Below are 16,551 nucleotides of genomic sequence, written 5' to 3' on the forward strand. Positions count from 1 at the left end.
GCTTGATTCCATGCTTCCCCCACGTCTACAACGCCATGGCAATGACGCCCAACACGATCAGGGTACTCGCGATCAGCCGGTCAGGCCCATGCGCCTCCTTCAATATGAAGATGCCGAGCAGCGTCCCGAACACGGTTCCGATCTCGCGCATTGGAGCAAGACGAGAGACCGGCTCGAGCTGCAGGGCATAGAGAAACAGCGTATAGCCCCCGGAGGCGAACAGACCGCCCAGCATCCAGAAGCGCTTATTCTCCCGGCCTTCCGCCGCCCATCTTCCTTCCCGCAGCGCGAACGGCATCAGGCACAGCCAGTTCCCTACGTTGCTCGCGGCATTCAATGTCAGCGGTGGGATGCCGCCATACGAGATGGCGAGCTTATCCACAAACGTATAAGCCGTAATCGCCAGCCCTACCGCGAGCGCCAATCCGATCACTTTGCCCGGAACGGCTCCCGACGATCGCCTGCCACGGCCAATGAGCCAGATCCCCAAAGTGATCAAGGCGATGCCGGCCGCATTCCACAGGCTCAGGCGGTCGTGCAGCACGAGTACACCCAGCAGCGGGACAAGCACCGGCCCCGTACCGCGGACAATCGGGTAGACGACCGAGAGGTCCCCGGCCCGATAGGCGAAAGCCAGCAGCACGAGGTACGCCCCATGGAGCGTCATGCTAATTAGTAAATATCCGAAGGGGATGATGCCAATTGGAAATACGTCCCACTCGAGCAGCAGCGCGATCGGCAGGAACACAACAACCGCTACCAATTGGGCCCACCACAAAAAAGCCATTTGCGAACCGCTTCGTTTGGCAAGCAGGTTCCAAATGGCATGCAGCATTCCAGAGCCCAGCACCATCGCCAGCGCTAAGCCGTTCATCCGGTATTCCCGTCCACATCGTCGATCGTAAGCTGCTCCGCATCGAGGCGGGCGAACAGCATCCGGGTCTCTTCCTCCAAGCCTTCCTCGGAGTGAAAGGCGTCCGCTTCCGGCAAATCCTCGATCTGCGCGAGGCCGAAGTAGTCGAGAAACGCCTTCGTCGTCCCGTACAGGATCGGCCGGCCCACGGCCTCGGCTCGTCCGACCTCCTCGATGAGCTCCTTCGCCACCAGCGTGTGGAGCGCCCGGTCCGACTTGACGCCGCGAATTTCTTCTATGTCTACCCGAGTGAGCGGCTGCTTGTACGCTATGATCGCCAGCGTCTCGAGCGCCGCCTGAGACAAGCTGGTCCGTGTCGGTGAGTAAGCCAGCTTCTCAAAAAAAGGCGCATGCTCCGGCAGCGTAGTCAGTTGGTAAGTGCCGGCGAGCTCCACGATCTGCAGGCCGCGCCCCTGCCGCTTGAAATCGGCCCTCATATCCTTGATCAGCTCTTTCACTACACTGGGCTGAACCTCTAGGACGTCGGCCAGCTGCTTGGCTTCGAGCCCTTCGTCTCCCGAGACGAACAGCAGGGCTTCGACGACGCCCTTCATCCGTTTCGCATCCATGCCGGTTCCCCGCTTTCTTAGTGGTACGTATCCATCATGACATCGGCGGTTCCCGCCTTATCCTCCGATTCGCCGGCGCCTTGGGCTTCTGCCGACTCCTCCCTCCAGCGAAGGACGATATCGTCGAACAGCCGGTTCTGATAGCAGACGATCTGCTTGACCTTCATCAGTTCGAGTATGGCCAGGAACGTCACAACGACGTCCTCTCGATGATAATCCTCGTCGAGCAACGCGGAGAAGAGCGCCTGCCCGCCATTCTCGCTCAGGACGCCTGCGATTTCCTTCATCCGGTCCTTGACCGAAATCTCGTCGCGCCGGATACGCGCGATCGTCTGGCGGCTCTTCGCCTTGCGGAGCGCCCGCTGGAACGCGAGCACCAGATCGGCGACGCTCAACCCTTTGACCGGATTCTCTACCTTCTGCGTCACAAACGGGGTCAAATCATCCGGCTCCCGGGTGTAGATCAGACTGCGCGCCTGCTCTTTATCCCGCAAATCCTCCGCGATGCTCTTGTACTTCCGGTACTCGATCAGCTTCTGGACGAGCTCGGCCCGCGGATCGTAATCCTCATCCATCCCATACTCGTCATCGAGGTGAAACACAGGCGGCTTCGGCAGCAGCATCTGGCTCTTGATCGACAAGAGCGTCGCCGCCATGACGAGGAACTCGCTCGTCACGTCCAGCTCCAGCTCCTGCATGCCGTTCAGCACTTCCATATATTGATCGGTGATCACGGCAATGGGAATGTTGTAAATATCAATCTCCGACTTATCGATCAAATGGAGCAGCAAATCGAGAGGGCCTTCGAACAACTCCAGCTTATACGTCACTTTCATTTCCCGCCGTTCGCCTCCCTAGCCCCATGCATACAAATCCATTATCAGACCGCTCAACCACTCAAAGCCGTTCTGGAATAGCAACTGCCCGATGGGTGTCACCGCCAAGCCGAAGAGCACGGCTATGCCTAGCTTCTCCCGTTTGTTCAGCGCGGGGGCCCACGCAGCCGGCAGCCAACCTCGCACGATGAGCCACATATCCATCGGATAGAACGGCAGCAGGTGCAGCAGCACGAACATCATATTCATGATGTAGCTCCATTCCAGAATGCCGCGAATGAGCTCGTACAGCCATGCCGGCATCCACCCGTCGACGGCTGCCGGCAGCTGGAACGCCACCCACCACAGCACGATGCCGAGCGCCAGATTGGCGATCGGTCCACAGGCGTAGATGAGCGTCGCACGCAGCGCCGTACGGCCCTGCAGACGGTCCCGGTCGACCGGTATGGGCTTGGACCAGCCGAACGGGCCGAACAGGACGGGCAAGAGCCCGATCGCACTCAGATGGGCGACCGGATTCAGCGTCAGCCGGCGCTCTTCCTTCGCCGTGCGGTCGCCCAGCATCAGTGCGGCTGCCGCTTGCACGGCATCGTGCACGGCGATCGCCAGGAGCAGCGCCGCAATCCGGTACAGGAGCGCGTCGAGCTGGATCCCGTTCAACAATGGACTCAGCCCTCCAGCTGTTTGGTCAAATTCGCCATCTCAATGGCGGTAGCGGCCGCTTCCCAGCCTTTGTTGCCGGCCTTCGTGCCGGCCCGCTCGATCGCCTGCTCGATGGAGTCCGTCGTCAGGACGCCGAAGATCGTCGGGACGCCGGTCTTCAGGCTGATCGCCGCCACTCCCTTCGATACTTCGCTGCAGACGTAGTCGAAGTGCGGGGTCGAGCCGCGGATGACCGCTCCCAGCGTGATGACGGCGTCATAGCGGCCGCTCGCGGCCATCTTTTGCGCGATGAGCGGAATTTCGAAGGCGCCCGGCACCCAAGCGATGTCGATCTCCTCTTCCTTCACGCCGTGCCGTTTGAACGCGTCCAGCGCCCCGCCGAGCAGCTTCGAGGTGATGAATTCGTTGAACCGGCCGACTACGACTCCATATTTTAACCCTTCCGAGACTAAATGTCCTTCATAAATACGCGCCATGATCAAATACTCGCTCCTTCTTCGTTGAAATTCAGCATATGGCCCAGCTTCAGCTTCTTCGTGCGCAAATAGTTCCGGTTGTCTTCCTTCTCTTCCATCTGGATCGGCACGCGCTCCACGATTTCCATCCCGTAGCCCTCGAGCCCTTTGATCTTGCGCGGATTATTCGTCAGCAGCCGGATTTGGCGCACCCCAAGGTCCTTCAAGATTTGAGCGCCGATGCCGTAATCGCGCAAATCGGGGGCGAAGCCTAACTTAATATTCGCGTCGACCGTGTCCAATCCCTGCTCCTGAAGCACGTATGCCTTCAATTTGTTGATCAGCCCGATCCCGCGGCCTTCCTGGCGCAAGTAGACGAGTACGCCGCTGCCTTCCCGGCTGATCTGCTCGAGCGCGGCGGCGAGCTGGGGCCCGCAATCGCAGCGGTGCGAATGGAACACGTCGCCGGTCAGGCACTCCGAGTGCATCCGTACGAGCACGGGGCGGGACGAATCGATCGTTCCCTTGACGAGCGCCACATGCTCCTGGTCGTTGACCGCGTTCGTATACGCGATGGCGGTGAATGCGCCGAAGTCCGTCGGCAGCTTGACCTCGACCTCCCGCTGCACGAGCTTCTCCTTCTCATTGCGGTAATGGATCAAGTCGCGGATCGTAATCATCTTCAGCTCGTGCTTGCGCGCGATCTCATGCAGATCCGGGACACGCGCCATGCTGCCGTCTTCCTTGATCACCTCGCAGATAGCCGCCGCGGGATACGAGCCGCACATGCGGGCCAGGTCCACGGCCGCTTCCGTATGGCCGGCGCGGCGCAGGACGCCGCCTTCCTTCGCGATCAGCGGGAAGATGTGGCCCGGCCGGCGGAAGTGCTCCGGCAACGCCTTCTGGTCAATGATCGCCCGGATCGTGGCCGATCGCTCATGCGCGGAGATGCCGGTCGTCGTGTTCACATGATCGACGGAGATCGTGAACGCCGTGCCGTGGTAGTCGCTGTTGCGCGCGACCATCGGCGGCAGATCGAGCTCCAGCGCGCGCTGCTCCGTGATCGGCACGCAGACGAGGCCGCGTCCTTCGCGGATCATGAAGTTAATGACTTCCGGCGTCGCCTTGTCTGCCAGAGCGATGAAGTCGCCCTCGTTCTCGCGGTCCTCGTCGTCGACGACGATAATGACTTTGCCGAGCATCAGATCGATGATCGCTTCCTCGATCGTATGGAATCTCGGGTCAGAACCCTGATTTTGTCCTTGTTCCATATGACTTCCCCTCCTGTGATCAAGCTGTCTCGATTATAGAAACCCATGCCGGGCCAAAAAATCTTCCGTTACCCCGCCGGTCGATGCAGCGGACGGCGTCGATCCCGGGCCCGACGATTCGGAGCCTCGGAACAGAAGCAGGCGCTCGACGTATTTGCCCAACAAATCACACTCGAGGTTGACGACATCGCCCGGGTTTTTGTCCTGCAGCACGGTCTCGGCCAGCGTATGCGGAATGATCGACACCGTAGCCGTCGTCTCCGAAACATTCACGAGCGTCAGACTGATGCCGTCGATCGTGATCGATCCGTTCGGAAGCATATACTTCATGAGTCCGCCCTGCAGCGGCTCGACCACGAAGACGACGGCGTTCTCCTCTTGCCGCCTGGAGACGATTCGCCCCATGGCGTCGACATGGCCCTGCACGAGATGTCCGCCGAATCGGCCGTTCGCCGGCATCGCCCGCTCCAGGTTGACCCGGCTGCCGGCTGCCAGCTGCTTCAAGGTCGTCTTGCGGTACGTCTCGGGCATGACGTCAACAGTGAAGCTGCTGCCGTCGAAGGCGACCACCGTCAAGCAGACGCCGTTCACGGCGATGCTGTCCCCGAGCTTCACGTCGGTCAGCACCGTCTTCGCCTCCACCGTCAGCACCATCGCCTGGCCTTGCTTCTGAACGCGGCGCAGCCGGCCGATTTCTTCTATGATCCCCGTGAACATTGCGGATCAGCTCCTCTCATAGCGCGGATAGCCGGTGATGCAGCAGTCGGCCCCAATCTGCTCGATCCGGACGCCGTCCAGCGCGATCGCGTCCGCCATCCGTTCGACGCCTTCGAAGGCGAAGGCGGAAGGCGCCGCGGAACCGCCGCCTACGAGCTTCGGCGCGATGAAGACGGCGAGCTTGTCGACAAGCCCCGCATCGAGCATCGCCCCGTTCAGCGTCCCGCCGCCCTCCAGCAGGATGCTGCCGATCTCGCGCTCTCCGAGCATCGCGAGCGCGAGCGCCAGGTCGACCCGCGGGCCGTCGCCGCACTTCATGACTTCGACTCCAAGCGCGTTCAGCTTCATGATCTGCTCAATGGACGCTTGCTGCGTCGTGATGACCAGCGTCTTGGCGTCGCGCTCGCGGATGAGGTGCGCATCAAGCGGCACCCGCAGCCGCGAATCGACGACGATGCGCAGCGGCTGCAGCGCCGGTACGGATAGACGGGTCGTCAGCTGCGGGTTGTCTGCGATGACCGTCTCAACGCCGACCATAATCCCCTGATGGCGATGCCGCATCGCATGGACGAGCTCCCGGGAGTCCGGGCCGCTGATCCACTTGCTGTCGCCGGTACGCGTGGCGATCTTGCCGTCGAGCGTACAGGCGGTCTTCAGTGTAACCCAAGGCATCCGGGTGACGATGAACTTGTTGAACGATTCGTTCAGGAGGCGCGCCTCCTGCTCCAGCACCCCGACCTGGACTTCGATGCCGCGGCTGCGCAGCTGCTCGATGCCGGAACCGGCTACCGCGGGGTTCGGATCGACACAGGCGACGACGACCCGCTTCACCCGCTCCAGCACGAGCCGCTCCGCGCAAGGGGGCGTCCGCCCGTGGATGCTGCACGGTTCGAGCGTCACATATACCGCGCTCCCCTCGGCCTCCGCGCCGGCCATATGCAGGGCGTTTATCTCCGCGTGATGCGAGCCGCGCTGCAAGTGCGCGCCCATGCCGACGATGCGGCCGTCCTTCACGATGACGCAGCCGACGACCGGGTTGATGCCGGTCTGGCCCTGGGCCTGTGCGGCCATCTGCAGCGCGAGCCGCATATACGATTCGTCGTTCAACCGTTCCGTCAACTGCATGATCCCTGGCCCTCCTGACTGATGAAACGCATAAAACCCCTTTACACTTTCGTAAAGGGGCGGTTTGATGATTGATGGAAGCTGCGGCAAAATGAAAGTGGGCATAGCTCAAGCAAGGCCAGTCGGAGTGCGCAAGGACTTCCCGCGCAGACCGAAATAAACATAGCCCGGCCGTTCATTCCGAAGGCATGTGAAAAAAAGCACGTGCAACCCCGGCGAACACGGCCGCAATTGAGCCGCTACTCCGTCATTCCTTCTCCCATCCAGACTATACTGTCGGTTTCGGAGTTGCACCGAATCCACCGGCCGGCTTCTCAACCGACACGGGTCACGGACTGATTCGCGCCGCAGTGGCCGCGAAATTACCGCCGGTAGGGAATTTCACCCTGCCCCGAAGGAATATGATTATGAAATTACTGTCTAGTATACCCATTTCCCTAATATCTGTCTAGTGTTTCGGCCCTGCAGCCTCTTTCAGCCTCCACATATCGGTCCCGGAGCCACGCTTTGCGTCCCGCGCTCGTTTTTAGTACAATGGTCGTACTACATCCCTTTAGGAGGTTTACCATGAAAAAAGGAAGTATCGAGCTCGAAAACGGAGAAAAGGTTCTAATTGATTTCTACCCTGAGGAAGCTCCCAATACGGTTGCCAACTTCGAGAAGCTGGCGAATTCCGGTTTCTATAACGGCTTGAAATTCCACCGCGTGATCAAAGGCTTCGTCGCCCAAGGCGGCTGTCCGCAAGGCACCGGCTACGGCGGCGCCGGCTACACGATCGACTGCGAGACGGCTACGAACACGAGCAAGCATGAGCGCGGCACCCTCTCGATGGCGCATGCAGGCAAGAACACAGGCAGCAGCCAGTTCTTCGTCTGCTACCAGCCTCAGCCGCATCTGGACAGCGTCCATACCGTTTTCGGCAAAGTGACGAAAGGGATGGAATACGTGGATGCCCTGAAGCAAGGCGATACGATGAAAGAAGTGAAAGTGTGGGACGACGAAGCTTAAGTCGGATCGACACTAGACTCCATATTCGAGACGGAACCTCCGGGTTCCGTCTTTTTCGTTGTCGCCCGATGTTTCAATGTCCTCTCTGACGGGTAAATCATGTAAGTCAGGAGATGGCGCGGGCTGTCGTCCTGGCGATGAATCCAACCCGGAGGTGAACCCTTATGAAACCGAATCATTACATCAGGGCGGTAAACAGTGCCGCGCGTGCGATGGAAGAGATCGATCGGCTTCACCGGCAAGGTATCCAGCGTGAGGATATTTATGTGCTCGCCCATTCCAAAGAACGGACGAACGAATTGGCGGAGGCGGCCGATATTAACACGATCAGTGTGGAGGAGGAGGGCCTGCTGACCACGATGGCGAACCTGTTCCGCTCTAGGGGCGACGAACTGCGCGCGAAGCTCGTGGCCGCCGGCGTGACCGAATCCGAGGCCCGTATGTATGAGGAAGAGTTGGACCGCGGCAAAGTGCTGATCATGGTTGCGAACCGTCAAGCCGCCTCGGCCTCTCGATAAAGTCAATCAACCTTTAGGAGGTGTGCCTCATGTCACAGCTAATCGCAATATTCGAGCGTCAAGGACAAGCCGTCGAGGCGATCGAGGCGCTGCGGCAAGCCGGCTTCGGCGCCGAGCAAGTCCGCGTGGTCGCGAAGAACGAAGATATGGCCTGGCGAATCGATAATGAGACGGATATCCCCGTCGATCGATTGGAGGACGAGGCACGGGAACGGTATTCCGAGCGAGATCGCCTCGCGGTTGAATCGGACGGCTCGATGCCGATGCCGATGCCGATGCCTACTATACCGCTGGCAGCGAGCCCCATCTATCTGGGCGATACGGTAAGCACCGGTATGCCGGGGCTAGGCGCCAACGTCGCCGGCGAGGGATATGCCGGGATGCCCTACCTGGTAAATTCGGACGAGTCCCCCGCCCTGCTGCGCGATCTGGGCTTGAGCGAGTCGGACTCGAAAAAATTCGGCGAATGGATCGACCAAGGCCGGCTGCTCGTCGTAGTCGAGAGCGGTCCGGAGACCGAAGACATCGCCGAACGAGCGCTACGCCGCCATGGCGCCGCGCATATCGTACATTAGCTCTCTCCCCCCCAGAGCTGACGCCTGAAGCCGTCGACCCCTAGGTCGACGGCTTCTACTTTTAGAAAAAGAATACAAAAAGATCACCCCCAGCCGCGTCGCCGCGCTCGCTGAGGGCGATCTTTCCTCGTTTGGCTCAGCCTGTTTTCCCCTAATTTAGAACATTGGGAAGACATATCTCACGAGGAAGTACAAGGCTCCGAAGAAAATGACTACGTATGCCGCATACTTGATGAAGGTGGAGGCGACTTGGCTAGAGTCCATCCGCTTCTCCACGGTATTGCGATCAATCTCCACATTCCGATTCTCATTGATGGCCATGATGAACATCTCCCTTCCCTGACGCTTGTAGTTCACTTCCTTGTTCTTCATTACCCGCTGCGGCCCGAATTGAAACGCGGTTAGCCCCTTGGAAGAACTATGGGGAAGAGGGTGCGCGAATTTGCTACTGCCCCTCCGGACGTTGTAAGATGGCTATAGAAGAAAGTGCCGGCAAGTTATGAAACCCTAGGGGAGGTGATGGTATGGATGCGCCGACGGAAGAACTGATCGACCGATTTCTGGACTGCTTTATTTCCGCCTTTCGCAAATCGGCATCCACGGTCGATCTCTACGCGCAATTCGGCATCACCCGCCCCCAATTTTTCATCATGAAGACGCTCGAGCAGTGCGGTCCGCTCAAGGTCACTCAGCTCGCGGAGCACATGGAAGTGAAGCCGAGTGCGATCACCGTCATGATCGACCGGCTCGTGGCCCATCATCAGGTGGCCCGCATGGTGGACGAGCAGGACCGCCGGGTTGTTATGCTGCACTTGACCGAGGCGGGCAGCGAGACGATTCAGAAGGCCAAAAAGCTCCAGCGGGATATGATGGCCGAACGACTGACGCGGGTCGACCGCGCCGAGCTGGAGCGGTTTCTGGATACATTCGAGAAAATTATGGAATAAGATAGTACCAAAAAAGCTCCTGGCAGACCGTTATCCGCCAGGAGCTTTGTTGTTTGCATTACTTCGCGACCGGCTGCTTCATCAGCCGCTCAGGAATGAGATCGTTGCCCGCCACATCGTCGTACGTGTCGCGGCGCACGACCAGGTCGGCCTTGCCGTCCTTCACGAACACGACGGCCGGCTTGCGAATCCGGTTGTAATGGCTCGCCATCGCATAGTTGTACGCCCCGGTGCTGGAGACGGCGAGCAAGTCGCCGGTCCTCACGGCCGGAAGCGCCAAGTCCCAGATGAGCATGTCGCCCGTCTCGCAGCATTTGCCCGCGACCGAGACGACCTCCTCCTCTACCTCGAGCGCCCGGTTCGCGAGCATTGCCTCATACTTGGCGTCGTACAGCGCCGGACGCGGGTTGTCGGTCATGCCGCCGTCGACGGCGATATACTTGCGCACGCCGGGAATGTCCTTCACCGAGCCGATTGTGTACAGCGTCGTGCCGGCTTCGCCGACGATGCTGCGCCCCGGCTCGATCCAGATCTCCGGCAGCGGGTAGTTGTAGGCCGCGAAATTCGTCTTCACGGCATCCGCGATCGCGCCTACATAATCCGCCGACGGGAGCGGCGTGTCGCCTTCCGTATAGCGGATGCCGAACCCGCCGCCCAAGTTCAGGACGGTGAACGTGTAGCTCAACTGGTCGCGAACTTCGGCCGCGAAGCGGGTCACTTTGTCGGCGGCGAGACGGAAGCCCTCAGTCTCGAAAATTTGAGAGCCGATATGCGAATGAATGCCTAGCAGTCGCAGCTGCTCCAGCTTCAGCGTCTCCTGCACCGCGCGAAATGCCGTGCCGTTCCCCAGATCGAAGCCGAACTTCGAGTCGATCTGCCCGGTCGAGATGAACTCATGCGTATGCGCGTCAACCCCCGGAGAGATGCGCAGCAGGACGTTTGCCTTCACTTTGCGCGCGCGCGCCAACTCGTTCAACACTTGCAGCTCCAGGAAGTTGTCCACAACGAAGCAGCCGATATTCGCTTCCAACGCCATCACGATCTCATCGGGCGTCTTGTTGTTTCCGTGAAAATGGATTTTTCCCGCCGGGAAACCGGCTTGAAGGGCGGTATACAGCTCGCCGTCCGAGACGACGTCGAGGGACAAGCCCTCTTCTTCCACGATGCGGCACATCGCCATGGTGCAGAACGCTTTGCTCGCGTAGGCGACCTGAAAATTCAACCCGGTCGCCTGAAACGCATCCCGGTACTCCCGGCAGCGCGTGCGGATCAATTGCTCGTCGTATATATAGAGCGGCGTCCCGAACCGGCTCGCCAGGTCGGACGTATCGCAGCCGCCGATCTCCAGGCGCCCCTCGGCATTGATGATGCTTGTTCCGTGTAGGTACATATCGATTCCCTCTTCTCTTCCGATTCTCGCTCGCCAATGGGGCCAACTAATCTGTTTCTAAATTATCATACGTCCAGTAGGAAGACAATAAGCGGACGCACGGAAATGCGTACAGCCCAAAAAACCGCCCCTTCAAATTGTAGCGCGGGCGGTCCATCCAGGCGACGAGAGGGGGCTATTCCTCCTTATTCGGCTGCCGGGTCTTGTCCTGGGATCTCGTCAGGCTCATCCGGATCTTCATGCTCAGCACCGGCCTCCGGATCACGATCGACAGCATCGATTTCGCGTCGAACGGAATGAACGGCCACATGTAGGGCGCATTGTAGGAGCGCTGGGTGGCCAGGATGATCAGCCACAGCGTGGTCGCGATGATGAAGCCGGGAATTTTGAATATCGCAACACTGCACAGCAAGAACAGCCGGAAGATCCGATTGGCAAGCCCGAGCTCATAGCTGGGGGTAGCAAACATTCCGACAGCGGCAACCGCCATGTACATGATGACTTCATTGATGAACAAGCCGGTCTTCACGGCGATGTCGCCCACGAGAATGGCCGCCACCAAGCCCATCGCGATCGAGAGCGACGAAGGCGTATGTACAGCCGCCATCCGCATCAAGTCGACGCCGATCTCGACGAGCAGGAACTGCACGAGGAGCGGGAGGCTTCCTTGCTTTTGCGGCCCCAGAAATTCGAGACCGGCCGGCTTCAGATCGGGGTTCATGACGACGAGGAACCACAGCGGCAGCAGGAACAACGACGAGAAAATGCCTATAAATCGTACCCAGCGCAAGTAGCTGCCGACGAACGGCGATTGCCGGTATTCTTCCGCATGCTGGATCAGATGGAAGAACGTCGTCGGCAGGATCATAACGCTGGGCGAGGTGTCGACGAACAGAATGACGTGGCCTTCCAGCAAGTGCGCGCTCACCACGTCGGGCCGCTCCGAGTAACGGACGGACGGATACGGGTTCCAGCCTTTGCCGATGATGGCTTCCTCCAGCTGCTTGTCCCCGAGAGGCAGCCCGTCGATGCGGACGGACTTGATCTTGTCCCGGATCGACTCGACTAGCTTGGGATTGGCAATGTCCTGAATATACCCGATCGACACATGCGTCTTGGAGCGGTCCCCTACGGTGAGCAGCTCGAACTTCAGCCGCGGATCGCGGATGCGGCGGCGAACGAGGGTTACGTTTGTCAGCAGCGTCTCGACGAAACCGTCCCTTGCTCCGCGCACGACCCGCTCCAGATCCGGCTCTTCGATCGAGCGGACCGGGAACGTCTTGGCATCGATGACGAGCGCCGACGTCTCTCCCTCGATGAACAGCGCCGTGGAGCCTACTAGCACGCTTTCGACGAGTTTGTTCATGTCGTCCTGCGGCGCGACTTGAATGTGGGAGATGTACAGCTCCAGGAAGCTCTTGAGCGCGTGCGGCACCACCTGCTCGCGCTGCAAGTAAGTGAGCCGCATGATGATGTCGGTCAGCACGGTGTCTTTGGCGAAGCCGTTCACGTAGAAGAAGGCGGTCCGTTTCCCGCCGAACACCATTTCCCGGAAGACGAGATCGAAGCTCTGGTGCAAGCCGACCTTCTCCTCGAGCGTCCGTTTCACATCGTCGATCCAGACGAAGACCGAGTCCTCGTTCTTCAAGCCCATCTCTTCATCCGTCAGTATCTCTTTTGCATCCACCTTGTCGTCCTGACGGCGCCGCCTCCTGCGGTGAATGATGACGCCGGAGCCCCGCAGCTTCATGGCGGCACCCGGTTCCGATCGTTCCGTTTTTTCCTCCGGCTCCTTCTTCTCCGTGGTCATTGCAGGTCAACCTCCTCTACGTATGTGAGTACCAAAGCCAATCGAACAGCGAGCCCGCCACTTTTCCCATCACCATCGCCATGAGCAGCCATACGATGTAGTCGCCGATGCCGAGCCGCTTCGCCATAATGGGGAACACGTTCAGCACCTCCGTCAGCGCCCCGGCCAGCATCCCGACGAAGCAGCCCGCGAGCAGGCCGGTACAGATCGCGGAGAGCGGCGAGAGGCGGAACGTCCACCCAAAGAAATCCGTGAGCGTGAAGAACATTACCCCGGATACGACAGCCGCCTCCAGTCCGTGAATCCGGTTCGGCGTTTTCGCGATTTGCGCGAGCCTCGGAATGACGTCCAGCACGACCAAAAAGGCGACCATGCCTCCTCCGACCGCGACGCCGCCCGCTACCCCGATTAAAATGAGCACCGCTTTCTCCAGCAACACCGGTCCAATCATGAGCCATTCTCCCGGTCGTGCATTTTGCGGTACTCCTCCATGATGACGTACCGGTTTAAGCTTTCCTGGTACATGAACATCTCCACCTCGAGGGGGCTCGGCTCCTCGCTGAACCTTTTTTTGAACAGCTGATTGAAGAAAATGACCATCCCGGCTCCGAGCCCGAACGAATAAGGAATTTGCAGCCAATAGGGGTGCTCGACCTCCCGGCCCGAGACCATCTTGAACAGTTTCTGATGCACTTCCATCATGCTGACGTCGACATGGAAATTCATGATAGCGAGACCGGAGCCGACGAACAGCAGCAGCCAGACAAGGGTGAACAGTACCGGGTTGGGTTTGCGCGAAGGCGTCAAAATCTCCACGAGTACGTGAGGCTCGCCAAAATGCTCGATCTGCATGCCGGGATACCGGTCCCGCACCACCTTCACGACGCGAAGCATGTCGATCAGCAGAACGGAGCCGTCGGCCTCCACCGGGGTGTGGACCGTTAGCTGCCTCACTTGCGGCTCCAGCTCGGGATCGACAAGCAGCTGCGCGATGTTGCCCAGTAGAATAGGCGCGCCCCGACGCACGACGATTCGCCGGCGCAGCCGAATGTACAGCACGGACCCGGCCGTGGGTCGTTCGGACATGGGATCACTCCCTTGGATGACAATCTTTCCCTCTAGTATGCGGCGATCGCTGGGCATGTACTCCAGGAACGGCGCAGCAATGATTTCCAGCCTTAGCCGGTTCGCTAATGATCCGCCTGCATGCGAGTAAGTACAAAGAATCGCCGATTCGCTCCATGGCTCGGCCCGGCAAATCCAAGTACAGTTAAGGTAGGAATCAGGGTTCCGAAATTGGAAGGAGGCTGCCGTCGATGAAGATGAAAATGAAGCTGAGCGATCCGCACGAAATTAACCGCGTGCTCTACCCAAGCCTCGAGCTTGTGGAATACCGGGAACGGCTGGAGTCGGTTACGGAAGACGACCGGAGCTTCTATCGCGAGATGGGCTACTTGGCCGTCAAGACCGGGTATACGGGGCAAATGGTGGAGGATGCGAAAAGCGCCCTCCGCGACATGATGGAGCTGCGCCGGCTGAACAGCCGCGAGCGGTTCGAAGCGATTATGCAAGCGGGCAAAGTCGTGTCCGAGGCGGACGAAGACACGTATCCGCAAGCCGAGGGCAAGAAGGCGAAGCTGCCGTTCATTCAGCTGACGAAGTCGGAAGAAGCCGAACAGTCGGAGGAAGCGTTCATACTGGCGACCCGGAAGGTGGCGGACTTCGTTCAGTACGATCGGCGCCTGCTGGAAGCGGCTTATCATCCTGAAGTGCTGCGGGTCGTAGAGCTGCTGCTGGGCGAGAAGCCGAAGCTCGTGCAGGATATGGCGCTGCTCAAGCCCCCGCAGGGCGGCGGAGAGAAGCCGTGGCACCAGGACATGGCGTACCGGGGACTCGACTACGACAAGCCGGTCGTAGGCGTCTGGATCGCGCTGGACGAGGCCGGTATCGACAACGGCTGCATGCACATCATTCCTCGCTCGCACATGCTGGGCGGCAGTCCGCACTATGCGGAGCGCGACTGGCAGCTGTGCGACGAGAGCGTGGGCGCCGACCGCTCGCAGGTGGCGCCGCTCGGGCCGGGCGGGATGCTGTTCTTCCACGGGATGCTGCATCACGGCACGCCCAGCAATTTCACCGCGAAGCGGCGCCGGGCGCTGCAGTTCCATTACGCGCCGATCAGCGCGGAGCTCGTCACACCGCAGGAATACAAGCGGATGTTCACCAACGAGATGAGCGGCGCCCAGTGCTGAGATAGCGTACAAGGCTGAGGGAGTCCCTCAGCCTTGTGACATTAGTCCGTCCGGACTCGGACGGACTTCACGGTAACCGCGCTGCCCAGATCGGCGCCGACCCCAAGCCGGTACCGGCACTCCGCATAATTCCCGGCCCGCTCCAAGCGTAACTCGCCATTGACACGGATTGAAGTGCGGTCGGCGTCCATCGTCCAGACGATCGTTTGGAACCCCTCGGATAACGTCCCCGCGCCATCAAGCCATACTTCCTCCTTGCTCACAGGATCGCGGAAGCTTAACGCCCCGTTCGCGTGAAACTTCACTTGTGCCGAGACGCCTCCGTACAAGAGCAGCGTGCGCCTATCGCTCCGTACGACGATCTCCATCGCATAAGGCACCGCGTACGCCTGCTTCGTCAGGGCATTCCCCCACTGTTCGTTTTGCGTCAGCCACAACCCTTCCCCAGTCAGAACCGGATAGCAGGAGACGTCCGGCACGAGTACATCCGCTTGGGTCCCGTCGCATAACACGGTCAATCGTGGCAAAGTCTCGCGTTCCGGCAGCGCTTCAACGGAGAATGATTTGACCGTGATCCTGCCGTTGTCGTTGCCGATCCCGGCCGTTCCGACGATGCCGCCGAAGTAGCCCTCCTGAGTGTGAAAGAGCTCCCCGTTTACGCGTACTTCCATGCTCCGCTCTTCAATGGTCCACTCGATTCCCACCCACTCCCCGTTCGGGATCGCTCCTTTGGTCAGATCGTCGAAATCCCGATCCACCTTCGGATGTTTGACGTAAAATTCGATTCCCGTTCCATTACTGGAGGAAGGGCCGTAATTAAACACGAGCTGCCCGTACGGACCGTATCTCAACCGCAGACAGCCGTCCTCGATACGAACGGTCGTCTCGATCCGGAGCGGAGTGGCATGCGTCGTCTCCGTGTTCGCCCGGCCCTTCAGCACTAGCCCGTCTCTTGTTTCCGATGCGTAATAGGCATCCGGATGAACGGTCAGCCATGTTCCGCCGCCATTGTAGCGCACGGTTGAGGCGGGAGGAGCTTGAAGGCCGGATGCATCCGCACCTCCGCCCGATTCAGGCGAACCCGGCTTCCCGCATACCATGAGCAAATTCCCGTCCGGGTCGCGGAACGTGAAGAAAGCCATGCCGGGGTAGCGTTCGATCTCCCACTCGATTGGAATGCCCAACCGCTGCACATGTCGGTATGCCGCATCCACGTCGGGAGAATCGATCATCAGCAGAGGCCGGTCTCCCATCGCCAGCCCTCGATCGTAGCCATGCTGGTCCAAAACGAAATCGGCTCCTCCGTTCATCGGCAGCGCATGAACTTTATCTGTGGCACTCGAACGCTCCGGCAGCCCGAATAGCCGGTGGTACCATTGCACCGAGCGCTCCATGTTGCGAACATGCATGAATACGCCGCCGATTCGGTTCGTAATGGGATGGGGTTGCGTGTGTACAATCGCTTCGTTCATTGAGTAATTCCTCCCGGAATGATGGATTTG

The 16,551-nt window shown here is 59.7% G+C and carries 19 protein-coding genes and 1 riboswitch; of the genes, 5 read left to right on the forward strand and 14 right to left on the reverse strand.

Features of this window, described 5'->3' with window-relative positions; genetic code table 11:
* Positions 1 to 25: 25 nt before the first annotated feature.
* Genes ACI5FR_RS26980 through ribD form a run of 8 tightly spaced genes read right to left on the reverse strand, consistent with a single transcriptional unit; the run spans position 26 to position 6,549 of the window.
* Entirely contained in the window at positions 26 to 874 is an 849-nt protein-coding gene (locus ACI5FR_RS26980) for an EamA family transporter (RefSeq protein WP_405460261.1), read from the reverse strand.
* Positions 871 to 1,482 carry an SMC-Scp complex subunit ScpB gene (gene scpB / locus ACI5FR_RS26985; protein ID WP_405460263.1) on the reverse strand — a complete coding sequence of 204 codons (612 nt, stop codon included), beginning with the start codon at positions 1,480 to 1,482 and terminating at the stop codon, positions 871 to 873. The genes ACI5FR_RS26980 and scpB overlap by 4 nt, the downstream gene beginning before the upstream one ends.
* Positions 1,483 to 1,499: 17 nt before the next feature.
* Positions 1,500 to 2,318 (reverse strand): segregation and condensation protein A, encoded by an 819-nt coding sequence (locus ACI5FR_RS26990; protein ID WP_405460265.1) that lies wholly within the window; start codon positions 2,316 to 2,318, stop codon positions 1,500 to 1,502.
* Between the two features lie 18 nt (positions 2,319 to 2,336).
* The gene (locus tag ACI5FR_RS26995; RefSeq protein ID WP_405460267.1) at positions 2,337 to 2,981 is read right to left on the reverse strand and encodes a site-2 protease family protein; all 645 of its coding nucleotides are present in this window, start codon (positions 2,979 to 2,981) and stop codon (positions 2,337 to 2,339) included.
* A 5-nt stretch (positions 2,982 to 2,986) separates the two neighbouring features.
* The gene (ribH, locus tag ACI5FR_RS27000) at positions 2,987 to 3,457 is read right to left on the reverse strand and encodes a 6,7-dimethyl-8-ribityllumazine synthase (RefSeq protein WP_405460270.1); all 471 of its coding nucleotides are present in this window, start codon (positions 3,455 to 3,457) and stop codon (positions 2,987 to 2,989) included.
* Positions 3,458 to 3,459: 2 nt separating this feature from the next.
* Entirely contained in the window at positions 3,460 to 4,707 is a 1,248-nt protein-coding gene (locus ACI5FR_RS27005) for a bifunctional 3,4-dihydroxy-2-butanone-4-phosphate synthase/GTP cyclohydrolase II (RefSeq protein WP_405460271.1), read from the reverse strand.
* A 33-nt stretch (positions 4,708 to 4,740) separates the two neighbouring features.
* Positions 4,741 to 5,424 carry a riboflavin synthase gene (gene ribE / locus ACI5FR_RS27010; RefSeq protein ID WP_405460273.1) on the reverse strand — a complete coding sequence of 228 codons (684 nt, stop codon included), beginning with the start codon at positions 5,422 to 5,424 and terminating at the stop codon, positions 4,741 to 4,743.
* Between the two features lie 6 nt (positions 5,425 to 5,430).
* Complete coding sequence (gene ribD / locus ACI5FR_RS27015; RefSeq protein WP_405460275.1) at positions 5,431 to 6,549, reverse strand: bifunctional diaminohydroxyphosphoribosylaminopyrimidine deaminase/5-amino-6-(5-phosphoribosylamino)uracil reductase RibD; 1,119 nt, start codon at positions 6,547 to 6,549, stop codon at positions 5,431 to 5,433.
* 247 nt (positions 6,550 to 6,796) lie between these two features.
* A riboswitch (FMN riboswitch) is annotated at positions 6,797 to 6,952 on the reverse strand.
* 164 nt (positions 6,953 to 7,116) lie between these two features.
* Between ribD and ACI5FR_RS27020 the strand changes: the two genes are divergently transcribed.
* The 3 genes from ACI5FR_RS27020 (at position 7,117) to ACI5FR_RS27030 (ending at position 8,650) form a co-directional block, all read left to right on the forward strand.
* Positions 7,117 to 7,557, forward strand: coding sequence for a peptidylprolyl isomerase (locus tag ACI5FR_RS27020; RefSeq protein WP_405460277.1), 441 nt, complete (start codon positions 7,117 to 7,119; stop codon positions 7,555 to 7,557).
* Positions 7,558 to 7,721: 164 nt separating this feature from the next.
* Positions 7,722 to 8,075 (forward strand): YflT domain-containing protein, encoded by a 354-nt coding sequence (locus ACI5FR_RS27025; RefSeq protein WP_405460279.1) that lies wholly within the window; start codon positions 7,722 to 7,724, stop codon positions 8,073 to 8,075.
* A 29-nt stretch (positions 8,076 to 8,104) separates the two neighbouring features.
* Complete coding sequence (locus ACI5FR_RS27030) at positions 8,105 to 8,650, forward strand: general stress protein (RefSeq protein ID WP_405460282.1); 546 nt, start codon at positions 8,105 to 8,107, stop codon at positions 8,648 to 8,650.
* A gap of 156 nt (positions 8,651 to 8,806) precedes the next feature.
* Here ACI5FR_RS27030 and ACI5FR_RS27035 read toward each other — a convergent pair whose 3' ends face one another.
* Positions 8,807 to 8,971, reverse strand: a complete 165-nt coding sequence (locus tag ACI5FR_RS27035; protein ID WP_405460284.1) for a hypothetical protein — start codon at positions 8,969 to 8,971, stop codon at positions 8,807 to 8,809.
* Between the two features lie 203 nt (positions 8,972 to 9,174).
* Here ACI5FR_RS27035 and ACI5FR_RS27040 point away from each other — a divergent pair, with 203 nt between their 5' ends.
* A complete protein-coding gene (locus ACI5FR_RS27040) occupies positions 9,175 to 9,597 on the forward strand; it encodes a MarR family winged helix-turn-helix transcriptional regulator (RefSeq protein WP_405460286.1) in 423 nt (140 codons plus the stop codon).
* Between the two features lie 58 nt (positions 9,598 to 9,655).
* Here ACI5FR_RS27040 and lysA read toward each other — a convergent pair whose 3' ends face one another.
* The 4 genes from lysA to ACI5FR_RS27060 form a co-directional block, all read right to left on the reverse strand.
* Positions 9,656 to 10,987: a diaminopimelate decarboxylase gene (gene lysA / locus ACI5FR_RS27045; RefSeq protein WP_405460289.1), complete on the reverse strand. Its 1,332-nt coding sequence runs from the start codon at positions 10,985 to 10,987 to the stop codon at positions 9,656 to 9,658.
* A gap of 175 nt (positions 10,988 to 11,162) precedes the next feature.
* The gene (locus ACI5FR_RS27050) at positions 11,163 to 12,797 is read right to left on the reverse strand and encodes a spore germination protein (protein ID WP_405460292.1); all 1,635 of its coding nucleotides are present in this window, start codon (positions 12,795 to 12,797) and stop codon (positions 11,163 to 11,165) included.
* Positions 12,798 to 12,813: 16 nt separating this feature from the next.
* Positions 12,814 to 13,248 carry a stage V sporulation protein AB gene (locus ACI5FR_RS27055; RefSeq protein WP_405460294.1) on the reverse strand — a complete coding sequence of 145 codons (435 nt, stop codon included), beginning with the start codon at positions 13,246 to 13,248 and terminating at the stop codon, positions 12,814 to 12,816.
* A complete protein-coding gene (locus tag ACI5FR_RS27060; protein ID WP_405460295.1) occupies positions 13,245 to 13,883 on the reverse strand; it encodes a stage V sporulation protein AA in 639 nt (212 codons plus the stop codon). The genes ACI5FR_RS27055 and ACI5FR_RS27060 overlap by 4 nt, the downstream gene beginning before the upstream one ends.
* Positions 13,884 to 14,113: 230 nt before the next feature.
* Here ACI5FR_RS27060 and ACI5FR_RS27065 point away from each other — a divergent pair, with 230 nt between their 5' ends.
* A complete protein-coding gene (locus ACI5FR_RS27065) occupies positions 14,114 to 15,049 on the forward strand; it encodes a phytanoyl-CoA dioxygenase family protein (RefSeq protein WP_405460298.1) in 936 nt (311 codons plus the stop codon).
* A gap of 41 nt (positions 15,050 to 15,090) precedes the next feature.
* Here the strand turns inward: ACI5FR_RS27065 and ACI5FR_RS27070 are convergent, their stop codons facing one another.
* On the reverse strand, positions 15,091 to 16,521 hold the full coding sequence (locus ACI5FR_RS27070; protein ID WP_405460301.1) for a VOC family protein: 1,431 nt from the start codon (positions 16,519 to 16,521) through the stop codon (positions 15,091 to 15,093).
* Positions 16,522 to 16,551: the final 30 nt, after the last annotated feature.

Origin of the sequence: Paenibacillus sp. HJGM_3, from assembly GCF_045062745.1 — a bacterium.
GTDB lineage: Bacteria > Bacillota > Bacilli > Paenibacillales > NBRC-103111 > Paenibacillus_AA.